We start from the raw sequence: 17158 nt of genomic DNA, 5'->3' as shown, positions 1-17158 counted from the left end.
CGCCTGATTCCCCGACACACACCCGTCTACAGCGTCGTCCCCTTCCGCGGCAAGCCGGTGGTGATGCGCGCCGGCAAGCCCATTCCAGCGTTCTGCTACAACTACTGCGGGGCGATGGAGTGGAAGGGCGCACGCGAGATCATCTCCAAGTTCGCCGCCAACGGCTGCAAGGTCTTCATGGTGCCCGTCCGCGGCGGGGTGGAGAACGACTACTGGACGACGCCGTTCTGGACGGATGACGGCGTGTTCCCCGACGTGACGCCGGAGGAGGCCGAGCACTATGTTGGCGAGATGGTTCACGAGGTGCTCAGGGCCGCGCCCGACGCGCTGCTCTGGATTCGCTTCGGCAGCAGCCCGCCCAAGCGCTGGCGCGAGAAGCACCCAGGCGACCTGCTGCTGAACAGCTTCGGCAAGGTCTACGACGAGGCATCGCTCGCCTCCGACAGCTACAACGAGCAGCTCGGCCGCTTCATCGAGAACACCGTTCGCTTCTGCGAGCGCCAGCCCTGGGGCGAGCGGGTGATCGGCTACCTGGTCTATCCCCTCGGCGAGGGCACGACCCAGCTCACCTGCGACGGCTATCTCTTCGACCGCAGCCCCGCGATGCAGGCCGGCTTCCGCGCCTTTCTCCGCCGAAATGGCCGCCCCGAAGCCGATGTGCCCGACGACCGCGACTTCCACGAGCGCGGCAAGACCCGCTACGGCGAGGTCTCGACCGATGGTAAGAAGCTCGAGCGAATCCCCCGCCGCCTCCACTGGCCCGAGCCACAGGAGACCGCGGTCGAGCGCGACTACTGTCTCTACATGCGCGAGCTGACCGGGCGCAACTTCCGCACCATCCTCTCCGCCGTCAAGCGCGCGGCACCGAACAAGCTGGCGGGCATTGACGCCTTCAAGCAGACCCTCCTCGGCTGGCCCCTCGTCGCACGATGGGTCGGCGACTATCAGACCCACGGCGGCGCCATGCACCCCGTGAGCGGCGCGTTCGCCATGGCCGAGCTCCTCGACCTCCCCGAGCTCGACGTGGTGGTGACACCGCACGACTACCTGCATCGCGGCATGGGCTTTGGCTACGAGGGCGAGGGCATCGGCGACTCCGTCGTCGCCCATGGCAAGCTCTTCTTCGTGGAAGAAGACCAGCGCACCTTCAGCCTCTCAGAGGAGGGCCGCTGGAACTATCTCAAAGACATGAAAGAGGCGAAGGCGGGGCTGTGGCGCAACCTCGGCTCCTCGCTCTCCCGCGGCTACAACACCTATCCGATGGACGTCTGTGGCCCGAGCTTTTTCATGGACGACGGCATCCAGGATGTCCTCGTTGCCCGCCGCGTCGTCCATGAAGCCGCGGTCAACTGGCCTCGCCGCGAAGTGCCCTGCATCGTGATGGTGGTGGACGACTCAAGCGTCATCCACGAAGACTTCACCATCGGCTACCAGTACCTCGCCGTCATCCACCAGCGGCTCTACGGGCTGTCGAGGTGCGGCGTGCCGTTCCGCCTGCATCTGTTCGAGGACCTCGCCCGCGATGACTTCCCCTCCTGCCACAAGGTCTTCCTCTTCCCGAATTTGTTCCACGTGACACACGACCGCCTGAAGTTGCTGCGCGAGAAGGTCTTCCGCAAAGGCAACGTCTGCATCTTCGGCCCCGCCAGCGGCATCACCGATGGCCGCCGCCTCTCCGCCGAGTCCGCGATCGAGCTGACTGGCATCCCCCTGGAACTCGTTCGCAAGGAATCGCCCCGCTTCGTCACCATTGACCGCTTCGACCATCCCATTACAGAGGGCTTCGCGTCGCGCTTGGACTACGGCGATTCGCTCCCCTATGGCCCACTCCTCGTGCCCCGGGAGGACCCCGAGGTGAGACGCCTCGGCGGCATCCAGTGGCCCACGGCCCGCGACGGGGCCGGTCTGGTCATCCGTGAGATGGGGGGCTGGACGTCGGTATTCACCTGCGCTGTGCCGCTCCCCGCGCCGCTGCTCCGCGAACTGGCCCGCTACAGCGGCACGCACATCTACAGCGAATCGGACGACGACCTCGTCTTCGCCGACTCGTGCACGCTCGCCGTTCACTCCGTCCGCCCCGGCCGGCGGGCGATCAAGCTCCCGAAGCCTTCAACCGTCTGGGACCTCATTGCCCGGCGGAAGCTCGGCGAGGGCTTGGGGGAGATCAGGATCGCGGTGAATCCGCCCCAGACCCGGCTGTACCACCTCGGGCGCAGCAACCCGTTCGGCTCGGGGCGTGGAGCGACTAAGGATTGACCCGGCGGAGTCTGACGGCCCGCAGGTTCATCAGGGGGGCGCCGGGGCTCTTCTTCCTGCCCGCCTTGACCAGGACGGTGACGTCGCCTGCCTTCTCGATGGTCACGGCGCCGGGGTTGTCGGTCTCGAACGTGCCCCAGTTGGCCGTGCGGCGCACCGTGCCGCGCAGCTCCTGCCCCGCGACCGAGACGACGTATTCGTTCCCCGCCGCTGCGTCCTCGGCGGCGAAGAGAATCTCGACCTGATAGGTGCCCGGCCTCTTGATCGTCACCTGCCACTTCACCAGAGAGTCCTGCGGGTTCCAGAAGCCGATGCAGTCGCGATCGGCCCGGGCCTCGTAATGGGGCTGGTCCTGATTCCCGCTACGCACGACGCCCTCGATCGTGCCGTCAATGGCGTGGCAGGTGAAGGCATCGTCGCCGTCGGTCAGGCCGCGGCCCTTGCGCTCCTTGCGCTCGCGCTCGATGGCCTCCAGGCGCTCCTCGAGGCTGGGGGGGCGTGACTTGGGCGCAACCGACGTCTTGGGTGGGGGAGGAGGCTCGGGTTCCCGCTTGGGCGGGGCGACCGGCGCGGGCTCGGGCCTCGGCGGCTCGGGCGGTGGCGGCGGCATGGGCGCCGGCAGCGCCTCGAGCGGATTCACGCGCACCGCTGGCAGCGGCTTCTCTGCGCTGCGCAGGATCAGCAGCACCGCGACGAGCAGCAGGAACGCGGCGGCCGCCGCTCCGTAGATGGCGGGCTTGGACTGCCAGACGGGCGGCTTGCGGGCCGCCCGGCGGGCAGACGCCTCATCCTCAACCGGCTCGGTCCTCGGTGGTGCGGCGCCGGGCCTCAGCCGCTGGGTGCGCGGGCGGCGCTCGGCCTCGGGGGGCAGAGCCGCTGGCGCGACCGTGCGGGCCGCCTGGCGCTTCTGAACCAGGCGCTCGATCCGCTCGAGGGCGTCGAGCAGTTCGGAGGCGCTGGGGTAGCGCTCGTCGGGGTTGCGCCGCAGGAGCCTCTGCATCAGCACGTTGAGCACAACCGGAGTGCCCGGCAGGCGGCCGGTGAGTGGCGGCGCCTCCTGGCGGATGTAGCGGAGCGCGCGGGCCTCGGGGTCCGCGGCGTCGAAGGGCGGGCCGCCCGTCATCGCGTGGTAGAAAGTCGCGCCCAGCAGGAAGAGATCGGTGCGCGCGTCGAGGGGCAGGCCGTGGGCCGCCTCGGGTGGGTAGTAGAGCGGCGAGGCGAGGCGCTCGGTGGCGGGGGTATCGGGCTGGCGGGCCTCGCCGAAACGCCGCGCAAGGGCCGACTCGGCCAGCAGCACGCGGCCGTCGCTGGCCACCAGCAGAGTGTCGGGCCGCAAGTCGCCGTGCAGGATGCCGGCGGCGTGCGCGTCGGCCAGCGTGCGCGCGGCCTCCCGCATCAACGCGATCGCGCGGTCGCTGGGAAGCGCCCCCTCCCGCGCGAGCAGCGCCGCCAGGGTTTCGTAGGAAACATCGTCCATGCGCAAACGGGGCTCGAAGCCGTGGGGACGGGCGCGCGGCCGGGTGGCAATATGGTAGAGGGGTGCGGGAGACCTGTCAAGCGCCCGTGGCTGGGCGGCCGTGGCGTGGCAGGGGAGGGGAGGGGCTACTTGCCGGCGGGGTCGGCTCGCAGTTCCTCGACCTTCCCGCCGTCGCGCGTGCGGAAGCGCAAGCAGAAGCCCCACTCGCCGTTGCCCTGGCCGATCTTGACCATCAGGTCGTTCCAGCCCTGCTTGAGCTTCACGTCCAGCTTGTCCTCGTCGGGCCGGACGGCGCGGTCGCGGCGGTTCGAGTGGACGATCCGGCCGTTGAGCCAGATCTTGATCGAGTCGTCGCTGCCGGCCCAGATCTGCACGTCGCGCTCCAGGGCCGAATAGACCCGCGTGCGCAGGTAGATGGCGGCACGCTCGCTGGCCACCTGGGCGATCTCGGTGATCTGGCGGAAGTTGAAGAGCCAGGGCCGACCGGCGTCGGTGCCCTTGGGCATGGGCGCCCAAGTGGGCGTCTCCCCCGGCTTCTCGGGCGGGAACTCGTTGTCGAAGGGGCCGCACTTCTCCGCGCAGGCGGGATCGTGGTAGGGGCCGGCATACTCCCAGTTGACCACGTAGTCCTCGTAGTCCACGACTTCGATGCCCTTGGTTCGCTTGAGGAACTCCTCATAGGTCTCGGTGCCGGCCGCTGCGCCCTGGACTGCTTTCCAGCGCCTCGGGGTCACCTCGGGCGGATCCTGGGGCTTGGGCGGTGTGTACTCCTCGCGAGGGGGCGCGGGCGTGCTCGTCTTTGGTTTGGGCTTGGGCTTGGGAGGCTCGACGACGGGCTTGGGCGGCTCCTTGCGTGCCGTGGCCGCCGGCGTGCTCGGGGGCGCGACTGCGGAGGCGGTGCTCAGGGCCGCCGGAGGCTTCGTGGCCTGAGGCTTGCTGCCGCCGCGCGACAGCAGCGCGACGAGGACGACCAGGGCCAGGGCCGCTGCGGCTCCGCCGTAGAGGATGGGCTTGGACTGCCAGAGCGGCGCCTTCGCGGCGGCGCGGCGGGTGGTGGGATGCCGCTCGGCCTGGGCTTCGGCAGCGGCCGTGCCCTGCCGGGCGCGCGGGCGCTTGCCGTGCCGCGGCGTGTCGGTGGACGCCGCACCGGCCGAAGCCGGCGCGCGCCGCGCCTCCTGGCGCTTCTGGAGCATGCGCTCGGTGCGCTCGACGGCGTCGAGCAGGTCGGCCGCGCTCTGGTAACGCTCGTCGGGGTTGCGCCGCAGGAGTTTCTGCATCAGCACGTTGAGCAGCACGGGCGTGCCGGGCACGCGCTCCTCGAGCGGGGGCACGTCGTGGCGAATGTACTGGAGTGCGCGAGCCTCCGGGTCTTCCCCATCGAACGGGGGGGCGCCCGTCATGGCGTGATAGAAGGTGGCCCCGAGGAGGAAGAGGTCGGTGCGGGCGTCGAGCGGCAGGCCCTGAGCCGCCTCGGGCGGGTAGTAGAGCGGCGAGGCGATCCGCTCGGTGGCGGGGGTGTCGGGCTGGCGAGGCTCGCCCAGCCGGCGCGAGAGAGCCGATTCGGCCAGCAGCACGCGGCCGTCGCCGGCCACGAGCAGTGTCCCTGGGCGAAGATCGCAATGCAGGATGGCCGCGGCGTGGGCGTCCGAGAGCGTGCGCGTGGCCTCGCGCAAGAGCGGCAGCGCACGGTCGCCCGACAGCGCACCCTCGCGCTCCAGCAGCGCGGCCAGGGTCTCGAACTCCACGTTTGCCATGCCCCGCCTCGAGGACGTTGCGCATGCCGCCCCGGGTGCGGCGCCATTGGAACTCTCCTATGCTAGATCGCCCGCACGGGTGTGTCAAGCCGAATTCCGGGGGAACCGCGTTGGGCCAGCCGCGCTTGACACGCGGCCCACGCCGATCTAACCTGTGCGCACGAAGGAGCTTGCCCCGCGTTCCTTGAGGAGATACGACGTGATTCGCATCGGCATCGTGGGGTCCGACAATTCGCACGCCATCGCGCTGTCGCAACTGTGCAACCTGAACGACACGCCCGAGCAGAAGGCCATCCGCGGGGCGAAGGTGGTTGCGCTCTTCGGCCTCGTGCCGGAGCGCAATGAGGAGGTGGCTGCCGCGGGCCGGATCCCCACGATCGTGAGGAAGCCGACCGACATGATCGGCATGGTAGATGCCGTCTTCGTGGTCTTCCGCCACGGCGGGCTGCATCTCCGCTACGTCAAGCCGTTCCTCCAGGCGCGCATTCCCGCGTTCGTAGATAAGCCGCTCGCCTGCTCGGCCGCCGATGCGAAACGGATTCTGGCGCTCGCCAATCGCAACAGGGTGCTCTTGACCTCGTACTCGACCATTCGCTGGGCGAAGGGGACGCAGGAACTGATTGGCAAGTGCGCCGAGCTGGGCGGCGTCCGCAGCGGCGTCTTCGGTTGCCCCTCGGACCCCACGAGCGAGTACGGCGGCATCCATTTCTACGCCATCCACGCGGTCGAGACGATGCAGCAGGTCATGGGCACGGGGGTCACGGAAGTCGCGGCGCGTCAGAGCGGCAAGAACACCGTCGCCGCCGTGTCCTACGGCGACGGGCGGACGGCTACGCTGCACCTGCTGGCGGACTCGAAGCACGGCTTCTATGCCACGGCCTTCTGCAAGGAGGGCGTGGCCGGCGGGGCGCTGGACATCTCGGACTGCTATAGCGCCGGCCTCACGCGCATCCTGCGGATGCTCCGTACCGGCAAGCGTCCCCTCACCGACCAGCAGATGCTCGAACCCATCCGAGTCCTCGACGCCATCGTCAACTCTGCCGCCACCGGCGAGACCGTCCGTCTGGGCAAGGTGAAGGCTTGACAGCTCTGCATCTGCTTCTGTACTCTATCTACTGTGCACTGCCCAGTGCTCTCTGAAACACAGACCCCGGGGCGGGGAGCGCGGCTTTAGCCGACACGAAAGTGTCGCTGCGGTGTTACGCCGCGGACGTGCCTTGGCTCGCTTCACGCCCGCTGGAGATGAGGGAATTCCGCGAATTCCCGTCATCTCCAGCACAGGAGAGCGATGTAAAGCCCTCCCCGCCCCGGCTCTTGACTTCCGGTCGCCGATTTCCGATTGCCGCTCGAATGAACATCCTCTGGGTCGTCTTCGGCGTCATCGCTCTGTGGGTTCTGCTCCGCTTCCTGGCGGGGCTTGCCTCGCCGCGGCGCTACGGCGATGGGCCAGGTGCGGAGGTCCCCCGGGGGCGCCAGCGGCTACGCGCCACGGCGGCCCATCGCCCGCAACTGCTCGCGGAGAACGGCCTGCCGAACCTTGCCAGCCGCGATGACCTGGCCCAGGCGCTCGGCATCCCTCGCGGCGCCCTCGACTGGCTCACGTTCCCCGACGCGGCGAAAGAGCCGCCCCACTACTCCGCCTTCGCCGTGCCCAAGCGCTCGGGCGGCTACCGCGTGCTCTACGCGCCCAAGCCCAGGCTCAAGGCCGCGCAGCAGTGGATTCGCCGCGAGATTCTGGCGAAGACCCACGCCAGCGAGAGCGCCCACGGCTTCGTCGAGACCCGCTCGATCCTCACCAACGCCGCGCCCCACGCGGGCAGGGACATCGTGCTCACGCTCGACCTGGACAACTTCTTCCCGTCCGTCACCTATCGGCGCGTGCGCGGCATCTTCCAGTCGCTCGGCTACGGCGAGGAGATGGCGATTCCGCTGGCGCTGCTGTGCACGGTGAGGCCGGCGGAGAAGGTACGCGAGTTCGTCGGCGGCCAGCGGCACCGCATGCTCCCCCAGGGCGCGCCCACCAGCCCCGCCCTGGCCAACCTCGCCTGTCGCCACCTGGACGCCCGGCTGGACGGCTTGGCCGCGAAGTTCGGTTGCGTTTACACCCGCTATGCCGACGACCTGACCTTCAGCGGCGACGAGGCATTCGCGCGCTCCCTCAAGCGCTTCCTCCCCCTGGTTCACCAGATCGTCAGCAACGAGGGCTTCAAGCTCAAGAAGGGCAAGACCCACTACGCCCGCCGCGGCGCACGCCAGGAGGTCACGGGCCTCGTCGTCAACGACGGCCCGCGCGTGCCGCGGGCCTATCGGCGGAGGCTCCGCGCCATTCTCCACAACGCCCGCAAGACCGGCCTGGAGGCCCAGAACCGCGGCAAGCACCCCCACTTCGCCCACGCCCTCCGCGGCCGCATCGAGTTCATTCGCTCCACCCACCCCCAACTGGCCAGCCAACTGCTCGCCGAACTGAAGGCCCTTGGATGAAGGGGCTCTGAGATGAAGCCACTCGCATGGCACTGCGTCCTCGCGGTGCTGGCTGCCGGCGCCGCAGCGGCCGGCGAGCCGGCGGACGCGAAGCGCAGCGTCGAGGACCTTGTGCTCGGCAACGATCACCTCAAGCTCTGCTTCCGCTCTGAAGGCGGGCAACCGCGTCTGTTCCGGATCGAGAACATCCTCGCAGGGAATCGCGCGCTCCCCGTCAAGGCGGACGATATCTGCGTGGCCAGCGAGGGGCGGGCGCCACTTCGCCTGGCAGACTTCGCCTACAAACGACTCGATAGCAAGCGCCAGGGCGTTGAGACGCGGCATTCACTCGTCTACGAGAACCAGGGGGAGGGCATCCAGCTACAGGTCGTCTACTCCATTGGCACGGCGCCCTTCCTCCGCCGACATATCGAGCTTTCTGCACCCCACGCGCTCCCGATCCGCCAGGTAGATGCGTGGAGCATCGGCGTCGAAGGGAAGGCATCCAGTCAGGGCTTTGGGCAACCGGTGCTGCTCGAAGATACGTTCTGGGGCCTCGAGTTCCCGGGCGGCCACAACAGCTTCGCCAATGGCACGGTGAAGCTCACGCACTACCCCGGCCGCACGGCCGACCGCTTCGTGAGCAAGACCGCCGTCCTCGGCGTCGCCGAGCCAGGCCGCGTGGCGCAACGCTTCCAGGACTACATCGCCTCCATCCAGGCCACACCGAAGGAGCAAAGGCTCTTCGTGAACTACAACACCTGGTGGACGCTGATGCCGCCGACCGAGAAGAATTGCGTGGAGCTGATCAGGCTCTTCAAGGAGAAACTCTTCGACCCCCACGGCGAGTCGTTCGACACCTTCACGATCGACGACGGCTGGGACAAGAAGGAGACGCTCTGGGACATCGTGCCCGAGCGATTCCCCAACGGCTTCGGGCCACTCGTCGAGCCGCTGAAGGCGATGAAGGCGAACCTCGGCCTCTGGCTCTCGCCATCGTCGGGCTACAGCCACGCGCCCCACCTGGCCAAGCTCGGCTACGAGCACAACTCCAATCCCTGGTACTGCTGCCAGAGCGGCGCGAAGTACCGCCGCGACATCGCCGCGCGCGTCACCGCCCTCGCCAAGCAGTACGACCTGGCCTTCTACAAGTTCGACGGCTTCTGCCCGAGCTGCGAGGCGAAGGACCACGGCCACCTGCCCGGCCCCTACGCCCAGGAGGCCAACATTGACGCCTTCATCGAGCTGATGACCGCGGCGAAGCAAGCCAAGCCGGGCATCTTCCTCGACCCCACCTGCGGCATGTGGCTCAGCCCCTGGTGGCTCCTCTACTGCGATTCCATCTGGGGGAACGTGTCGGGTGACTACCCCGACGTAATCGTCCCCGCGCCCATCGTCCGCGACAGCGCGACAACGACCCGCGACGCCGTCTTCCGCCAGCGGGTCCGCGAGCACCCAGGCTATCCGCCCTCCGCCATCGAGCATCTCGGCATCATCGTCATCACGCCCGAGAAGTGGGAGGACAACGCCATCGCGGTCGTCGGCCGCGGATGCCGGCTCCTCACCCTCTACATCAACCCCAAGTTCTTCACCTCCCCCTCTCGTCCCGCCGCTCCGCGGGGGGACGCGGAGCCCGGCCGCACCGCGGCCGCTGGCAGGGACGATTGGGCCTTCCTCGCCTCGGTGCTCAAGTGGACCCGCCACAACGCGGCCACGCTCGGGCACACGGCCCTAATCGGCGGCGACCCCTTTAAGCGCGAGTGGTACGGCTACGCCCACTTCGCCGCCAACCGCGGCATCATCTGTTTGAGGAACCCGTTCATAGAGCCACAGAAGGTTCGCCTCAAGCTCGACGAATCGGTTGGCTGGCCTCGCGAGGCGGTCGCCGGCCCGCTTGTGGCGGCCACAGTCTACCCCCGCCACGAGGTGCTGAAGACGGGGCTGTCGCATGGCAGCGCCCTCGACCTCACGCTTCAGGGCTATGAGACGCTGCTCATCCAGCTCACGCAAGCCCCGCCATTCGCTGCGGCCGGCGAAGGTCCGCAGGCGCCTGCCTGCAAGGTCGAGGGCACCGGCCTGGCCCTTCAGGCGGAGGAAATCGCGGGCAAGTGCATAGCGGTGGTGCCCGATGGGGCAAAGGCCACGATGCACCTCCTCGCCGACCCGCGTGGCGGCGTGGGCGTCGTCGAGTGCGCTGCGCTTGTCCGTGACAAGTCCGTGCCTGTCCGTGTGGTTCGCTCGGGGGCCGACCAAGCCCACTCGAAACACTCCTGGACCTGGTTCGAGTTCGACCTGCCCGCGGGCAAGAGCGATGTGGCGGTCACCATCAAGGCCGCTAACGGCGGGGGTCTTGGCCGCTGCGAAGCGGGCTGGTGGCTCTGGGCCGAGCACCCGCTGGCAAAGGGCGAGTCGCCGAAGCCGCGCGAGCCGCTCCCGCTGCCGATTGGCCAGAACAGCCAGCGCGAGATCATCACGATCCAGGCGGCAAAGGTCTTCACGGCGCCGCGCGTGTGGCCGAAGGCCGATGCGCCGACCGCCTGGCTCGACGAGCTTCCGCCCGACGATGTGACGCTCGGCTGGGGCAAGCTCCAGACCAATCAGAGCGTGTGGGAGAAGCCGATGATCATCGCGGGCCGCAAGTTCGCCCGCGGCCTCGGCACCCATGCCGAGAGCCGCATCGTCTACTATCTGACCGGGGGAAGATTCAGGTCCTTCCGCTGCCTCGTCGGCCGCGACGAGCACGCCCAGGAGGGCACCATCGTCTTCCAGGTGAAACTCGACGGCAAGAAGCTCTTCGACAGCGGCCCGATGACCAAGGCATCCGCCGCCAAACAGGTCGAGGTGGACGTCTCGCGTGGCACGACGCTTGAGCTTCTGACCCTCGACGGCGGCGACGGCATCAGCGGCGACCACGGCGACTGGGCCGAGGCGCAGTTGCTTCGATAAAGCCATACCGCGTGCAGGTATGCACGCCCTACCTCTGTCCCTCCCGAAGGTTTCAGCACCTTCGGGAGGGTAAACGCAAGGAACCAGCCGATGAACCGGGACGAAATCCTCAAGGGGGCCGAGGCGCGCATTCAGGAGCACCGGACGGCGGAGGCGTCGCTGCGCTTTGTGGACGCGGCGGGCGAGGCGCTGGCGGGCGTGGAGGCCGAGGTGTGGCTCGCCCGCCACGAGTTCAAGCTCGGCGCCAACGCCTTCCGCATCGGGGCCATCGAGGACGCGGCGCTCCAGCGCGCCTACTACGAGCGCTTCGCCGGACTGCTCAACTACGCCACCCTGCCCTTCTACTGGGGCGGCTACGAGCCGCAGCAAGGCGCGACCCAGGAAGCCCGCCTCGACGTGATGGCGGCCTGGTGCCGCGACAATCACATCACCCCCAAAGGCCACCCGCTCGTCTGGCACGAGGTCTTCCCCAAGTGGGCCGAGGCCCTGCCCGACGCCGACGTGCTGAAGCGCCAGGAAGAGCGCGTCAGGCATATCGTCTCGCACTTCCAGGGGCGGATTGACCTCTGGGACGTGGTGAACGAGGCGACCGTGAGCGCGCGCTTCGACAACGCGGTGGGCCGCTGGATGAAGGCCCGCGGCGCCGCCGCCTGCGTGGCCGACGCCCTCCGCTGGGCCGATGCCGCGAACCCCAAGGCTACGCTGCTGTACAACGACTTCAACGTCTCGCCCGACTTCGAGAAGCTGATGCAGGCGCTCCTCGACGCGAAGGCCCCTGTCAAGACGATTGGCATCCAGAGCCACATGCACAAGGGCGTCTGGCCCATCGAGCGCCTCTGGAGCGTGTGCGACACCTACGCCCGCTTCGGCCTTCCGCTCCACTTCACCGAGGCCACCGTTCTCTCGGGCGAGCTCAAGAAAGATGATGACTGGCACAAGCGCCGCGACGACTGGCACTCGACGCCCGATGGCGAGAAGGCCCAACTGGAGTACGGCCAGCAATTCTACGCCGTCCTCTTCAGCCACCCCGCCGTCGAGGCGATCACGTGGTGGGACTTCTCGGACAACGGCAGTTGGCAGGGCGCCCCCGCAGGCCTGGTGCGCAAGGACATGTCGCCCAAGCCGCTCTATGATTGGCTGATGGAGGCGTTCCACAGGCGGTGGGCGACGAAGGCCCGAGTCACGGCAGGCGCGTCAGGTGCCGCCACGCTCCGCTGCTTCTTCGGCGAGCACGAGGTCCGCGCCAAGCTCCCGTCCGGCGCCGGGCTGAAGGGCCGCTTCACCCTCGCCCGCCGCGGCGAGCGCGCGGTGGAAGTCGCGCTCGGCTGAGTTCGGAAGCGGGGGAGGAAGCCCTTCTTCGCAGGAAGGGCTTCCTCCCCCCACCCCCCTCCTTCCCAAGAACTCCCACGCAGGTTCCGGGCCGTGCGCGACTGTCGCCGCACACCCCGACAGCTACGCTTGGGAGTCCTTGAAGGGGATGTGGGGGGAACTTCCTGCGGGAAGTTCCCCCCGCGCTCTTCATGCCTTCAGGCGATAAAGGGCTTTGGGGTTCTCGACGAACCACTGGCGGGCCAGGGCGAGGGCCTGGGCGGCGGTCATCTGGCCGTCGGCGATGCGGCGGGCCAGCACGCGGGCCACGTCCTCGCGGGCCATGACCAGGTGGCCGTAAACCTTTTCGACGGGCACCCCATAGTCGCCGCCGAAGGCCAGCAGCTTGTTCATCGGGATCAGGTCAATCGCCTCGTCCAGGGCGTCCATGGCGAACTTCTGCGAGATGATGTGGGTCCAGCAGAAGTTCAGCCACACGTTGGGGAAGCCTTTGCCCAGCATCAGGGCCTCGCGCACCCAGGGATAGCCCACGTGGTAGATGTCGAACCGCGCCCGCGGGTGGCGCTGGAGGATGGGGATCATGTGCAGCGGGTCGAGCAGGCGGAAGTCGCCCCAGTAGCCCGTGTGCACGCAGACGACCAGGTCGTTGTCGGCGGCGGCGGAGATAGCCTGGTCCACGACGTAGTCGCGCAGCGGATTGGGCACGGGCAGGCGGCTGACGGCGCCGCTCCGCAGACTTTCGAAGGCGCTCAGGGCCTCCTCGCGCTTTGGGTCCTTGTAGGGATTCGACATCATCTTGAGCCCCACGGCGCCCTCGGCTTTCACGCGGACGACGTAGCGGCGGACCGCGTCGAGCGTGTCGTCGAGCGAGCGGACGGCGGCGTTGGGCTCGAAGGGCGGACGGCTCAGGGCCTGCCACGTCTCCATCTCGTAGGCCAGCGGCATCACGGGCGTGAGGAGCGGCGTGCCCCCGAGGTCGGTCGAGCCGCACTGGGTGAGACAGGTGCGGATGTTGCAGGCCTGGCGCAGCACGCGGTCGTAGAGGCCGGGCGTGTTGGCCTGCTGCATCGCCTCGGAGATGGCCTCGAATGTCCTCGCATTGATGTCGTCGGCGCCGTAGAACCGCTGGGCCGCAAGCAACGCGGCGCGGGCGTACGAGCCCCAGCGAATCTGCTCCCAGAACGGCTCGAAGACCGCCCAGCGACGGGCCAGCGGGATGTCGCGGTTAAACAGGCTCTGGTACTGTGCGTCGCTCATCCCCGCCACCGCCAGGTCGCCCCGCGTGTAGTGAGCGAACAGCGTGAAGACGTCCACCTGCGCCGCCACGCGGTTTCGCTCGGGGCCGAGGTGCTCGTGACAGTCAATGATCTCGAACTCCGCCATGTCTCGCAGCAGGGCTTGGGCCGTCTCGCTCAGCATTCGTGGGTCTCCTGGCTTCGATAGCATGGGCGCCTGCCGACCGATGCCCACAGTATAGCATCCACGTCCCCGTCAAGCGATCCGTTCTTCGGCATTGACGGTGCGCCGCGGCCCCGCTAGAATGCCATGTAGACGACGTCGGCGCGACTGGAGCCGAAAGGGGAACCGCGATGGGCGCGATGGGCCGGTGGGTGTGGGGGCTGCTGGCGATAGTGATGGCCTCGTGCGCGGGGCCGCCGATGGGGCTCGAGCCGACCCGGTCGGGCCTGCTGGTGCTGCTGACCGACTTCGGCGAGCGCGACCACTACGTGGCCGCAGCCAAAGGCGCCGCCTATCGCGTGAACCCCGCCGTGCGCATCGAGTCGATCACGCACGAGATCGCGCCGTTCGACGTCTGGGAGGGCGCTGTGACCCTGGCCCTCGCGGCCAAGGAGTTCCCGCCGGGCACTGTGTTCGTGGCCGTGGTGGATCCCGGCGTGGGCACGAAGCGGCGGGCCATCGCCATTCGCACCGAGGCAGGGCACTTCTACGTCGCGCCCGACAACGGGCTGCTCACGTTCGTGATCCGCCGCGATGGCCTGGCCGACGCACGCGATATCTCGGACTTCCAGCCCCTTGGCCACCGCCCGTCGCGCACCTTCCAGGGCCGCGACCTGTTCGTGCCCTCGGGGGCGCTGCTGGCCGGCGGCGCCTCGCTCGGCTCGATGGGCCTGAGGCTCAAGCAGGCCGAGCTGGTGATGCTGCCCGTCGTGGACCCCACGCTCGATGCCGGCCGCCTCAGGGGCTCCGTGCTGCGCGTGGACCGCTACGGCAATGTAGTGACCAACCTCACGGCCGAACTGATCGCCCAAGCCGGCCTTAAGCGGGGCGACAAGCTGGCGGCCAAAGTCGGCGAGGCCACTGTCGAGGCCGTCTTCGCCTCCACCTATGGCGACGTGCCCCAGGGCCGAGCCCTCGCTCTCATTGACAGCATCGGCCACCTCGAGCTGGCCGTCAACCTGGGCGACCTCGCCCAACGCCTCCAGGCGCGGCCAGGGCTGCCCGTCGAAGTGTGGAAGCCGTAGTCCCCCTCCATCGAGGCCAACGCACATGTCGCGCCGCGCACTGCTCGTGCTTCTGCTCGTGGGATCGGCGCCCGGCTCCGCGGGCGAGAACCTGGCCGTCAACGGCGATTTCGAGGCCGGCCTGGCCGGCTGGCACCCATTGTGGACCCGCGAGCCGAAGGCCGGCAAGACGACGCTCGACGCCGAGACCCGCCACGGCGGCAAGCAGGCTGTCCGTGTGGAGCACACGGGCGCGCAGGACTGGAGCCTCGCCCACGAACGCGTGCTCAACGTCGAGCCCGGGCAGATCTACGAACTCAAGGGCTGGACGCGCCTGCAAGGGGAGGGGAGGGTTGAACTCAGCGTCATCCTCCGCGACGCGAAGGGTCGCGTGATGGACTGGTCGTTTGGCGCCGCCGCGGCGCGGGTAGGGGCCGACTGGCGCCTCGCCCGCTCGCGCTTCATCATCCCGCCCGTCGCGGCCACAATCCAGTTGCGCCTCATCGGCCACGGGCCGGCCACCGTGTGGCTCGACGACGCCTCGCTCACCCTGGAGGGCACGATGGACGCACTCCGCGCGAAGGACCTACCCGCTACGCTCAAAGCATCGAGCGCCGCGCTCGAGGTCACGCTCCACACGGCCGACGCCCGTCTGTCGGCCGCCGACCGCCGCACGGGCCAGGTCTGGGACCAGCGCCCGAAGACCGGCGGCCTCGTCGTGCGCGACGCCAAGGCCGTCGCAGGCGGCTTCGACCTGCGTCTCCTCGACCCCGCCAGCCTGCTGGAGATCGCAGCAACGGTCCGCCTCGACCCCAGCCGCTCCGAGCTCGTGCTCACGCTCAAGGGCAAAGGCGAAATGGCGGGCACCCTCGCCTTCCCGCCTCCCTTCGCCACGGCCAAGGGGCAGCTCCTCATCCTCCCGGTCAACGAGGGGATCAGCTACCCCGCCGACGATGCCACGCTGCCGCCGATGCACTACCACCTCTACGGCGGCCACGGCCTGTGCATGCCCTGGTACGGCCAGACCGATGGCGAGCGCGGCCTGATGGCCATCGTCGAGACGGCCGACGACGCGGCGGTACGCCTCCCGCGGCTCGACGGCCTGCTCCACCTCGCGCCCGAGTGGCAACCGCAGAAAGGCCAGTTCGGCCCGCCGCGCGTCATCCGCTACGTCTTCTTCGACCAGGGCGGCTACGTGGCCATGGCTAAACGCTACCGCGACCACGCAAAGCAAACGGGCCTCCTCAAGACCCTCGACGAGAAGCGCAAGGCCAACCCCAACGTGGACCTCCTCATCGGCGCGGCGAACGTATGGTGTTGGGAAAAGGACGCGCCGGCCATCGCCCGCGAGCTTCAGGCCGCCGGCATCCGCCGCATCCTGTGGTCCAACGGCCGCCCGCCCGACCAGCTCAAGGCCCTCAACGAAATGTCCGGCGTCCTCACCAGCCGCTACGACATCTACCAGGACACGATGGACCCCGCCCAGTTCCCCAAGCTCCGCTGGGTCCACGGCGACTGGACGAGCGAGGCCTGGGCCAACGGCGACCTGATGCGCGGCCCCGGCGGCGAGTGGCTCAAGGGCTGGGAGGTCGAGGCCAAGGATGGCGGGATGATCCCCTGCGGCGTCCTGTGCGACCTCCGCGCCCCCGATTACGCGCGGAAGCGCATCCCCGCCGAGCTGAAGACTCACCCCTACCGCTGCCGCTTCATTGACACCACCACCGCCAGCCCCTGGCGCGAGTGCTATGATCCCAAGCACCCCTGCACCCGCACCGAGAGCAAGCGCGCGAAAATGGAACTCCTCCGCGTCGTGAGCGAAGAGTGCGGCCTCGTCTGCGGCAGCGAGACGGGTCACGACGCCGCCGTGCCGTTCGTCCATTACTTCGAGGGCATGCTCAGCCTCGGCCCCTATCGCGTGCCCGACTCAGGCCGCGCGATGCAGAAGCTCTGGGACAGCGTGCCCGAGCCGGTGGCCAAGTTCCAGACCGGCCACTTCTACCGACTGCCGCTCTGGGAACTCGTCTACCACGACTGCGTCGTGGCCCAGTGGTACTGGGGCGACTACAACAACAAACTTCCCAGCCTGTGGGACCGCCGGGACCTCTGGAACGCCCTCTACGGCACACCCCCGATGTTCATGTTCGACCGCAAGCTTTGGGAGGCGAGCCGCGACCGCTTCGTCCGAAGCTACAAGACCATCGAGCCGACGGCCCGTGCCACGGGCTACAGCGAAATGCTGTCCCACAGATGGCTCACCCCCGACCACGCCGTACAGGAGACTCGTTTCGCCAACGGAGTGGTCGTCACGGCCAACTTCGGCGACAAGCCATTTGTCTTGGCCAATGGCACGATGCTTGCCCCGCTGGCTCTCCACGCCGCGGGAGTGGCGTCCGAGCCGCAATGAAGTGGCCTGTGCTTGACCCCGCGCAAGGCAGCGGCGATACTGTGGGCGGCGTTTGGCAGACGACAAATGA

10 protein-coding genes are annotated in these 17158 nt (G+C 68.7%); 7 read left to right on the top strand and 3 right to left on the bottom strand.

What is annotated here, in order from left to right; all coding sequences use genetic code 11:
- Nucleotides 1–60 precede the first annotated feature (60 nt).
- Complete coding sequence (locus PLE19_04635; GenBank protein HPD14209.1) at nucleotides 61–2256, top strand: hypothetical protein; 2196 nt, start codon at nucleotides 61–63, stop codon at nucleotides 2254–2256.
- Here the strand turns inward: PLE19_04635 and PLE19_04630 are convergent.
- Together PLE19_04630 and PLE19_04625 are read right to left on the bottom strand one after the other, a co-directional pair.
- The gene (locus PLE19_04630) at nucleotides 2246–3733 is read right to left on the bottom strand and encodes a protein kinase (protein HPD14208.1); all 1488 of its coding nucleotides are present in this window, start codon (nucleotides 3731–3733) and stop codon (nucleotides 2246–2248) included. The two genes, PLE19_04635 and PLE19_04630, sit on opposite strands and share 11 nt — an antisense overlap.
- A gap of 125 nt (nucleotides 3734–3858) precedes the next feature.
- Complete coding sequence (locus tag PLE19_04625) at nucleotides 3859–5487, bottom strand: hypothetical protein (GenBank protein ID HPD14207.1); 1629 nt, start codon at nucleotides 5485–5487, stop codon at nucleotides 3859–3861.
- 199 nt (nucleotides 5488–5686) lie between these two features.
- Here PLE19_04625 and PLE19_04620 point away from each other — a divergent pair, with 199 nt between their 5' ends.
- The 4 genes from PLE19_04620 (at nucleotide 5687) to PLE19_04605 (ending at nucleotide 12222) form a co-directional block, all read left to right on the top strand.
- Nucleotides 5687–6571, top strand: coding sequence for a Gfo/Idh/MocA family oxidoreductase (locus tag PLE19_04620; GenBank protein ID HPD14206.1), 885 nt, complete (start codon nucleotides 5687–5689; stop codon nucleotides 6569–6571).
- A gap of 266 nt (nucleotides 6572–6837) precedes the next feature.
- On the top strand, nucleotides 6838–7968 hold the full coding sequence (locus tag PLE19_04615) for a reverse transcriptase family protein (protein ID HPD14205.1): 1131 nt from the start codon (nucleotides 6838–6840) through the stop codon (nucleotides 7966–7968).
- 12 nt (nucleotides 7969–7980) lie between these two features.
- On the top strand, nucleotides 7981–10893 hold the full coding sequence (locus PLE19_04610) for an NPCBM/NEW2 domain-containing protein (GenBank protein HPD14204.1): 2913 nt from the start codon (nucleotides 7981–7983) through the stop codon (nucleotides 10891–10893).
- Nucleotides 10894–10983: 90 nt separating this feature from the next.
- Nucleotides 10984–12222, top strand: coding sequence for an endo-1,4-beta-xylanase (locus PLE19_04605; GenBank protein ID HPD14203.1), 1239 nt, complete (start codon nucleotides 10984–10986; stop codon nucleotides 12220–12222).
- 189 nt (nucleotides 12223–12411) lie between these two features.
- Here PLE19_04605 and PLE19_04600 read toward each other — a convergent pair whose 3' ends face one another.
- The gene (locus PLE19_04600; protein HPD14202.1) at nucleotides 12412–13641 is read right to left on the bottom strand and encodes an amidohydrolase family protein; all 1230 of its coding nucleotides are present in this window, start codon (nucleotides 13639–13641) and stop codon (nucleotides 12412–12414) included.
- Nucleotides 13642–13811: 170 nt separating this feature from the next.
- On the opposite strand from PLE19_04600, the gene PLE19_04595 reads away from it, so the two are divergent.
- Together PLE19_04595 and PLE19_04590 are read left to right on the top strand one after the other, a co-directional pair.
- Nucleotides 13812–14705 carry an S-adenosyl-l-methionine hydroxide adenosyltransferase family protein gene (locus tag PLE19_04595; protein ID HPD14201.1) on the top strand — a complete coding sequence of 298 codons (894 nt, stop codon included), beginning with the start codon at nucleotides 13812–13814 and terminating at the stop codon, nucleotides 14703–14705.
- Nucleotides 14706–14730: 25 nt separating this feature from the next.
- Nucleotides 14731–17088 (top strand): glycoside hydrolase, encoded by a 2358-nt coding sequence (locus tag PLE19_04590; protein HPD14200.1) that lies wholly within the window; start codon nucleotides 14731–14733, stop codon nucleotides 17086–17088.
- The last annotated feature ends 70 nt before the right edge of the window (nucleotides 17089–17158 follow it).

Source organism: Planctomycetota bacterium (assembly GCA_035384565.1).
In the GTDB taxonomy this organism is placed as follows: domain Bacteria; phylum Planctomycetota; class PUPC01; order DSUN01; family DSUN01; genus DAOOIT01.
The sequence above is the reverse complement of the archived record's forward strand: the minus strand, read 5'-3'. Positions and strand labels throughout refer to the sequence as shown.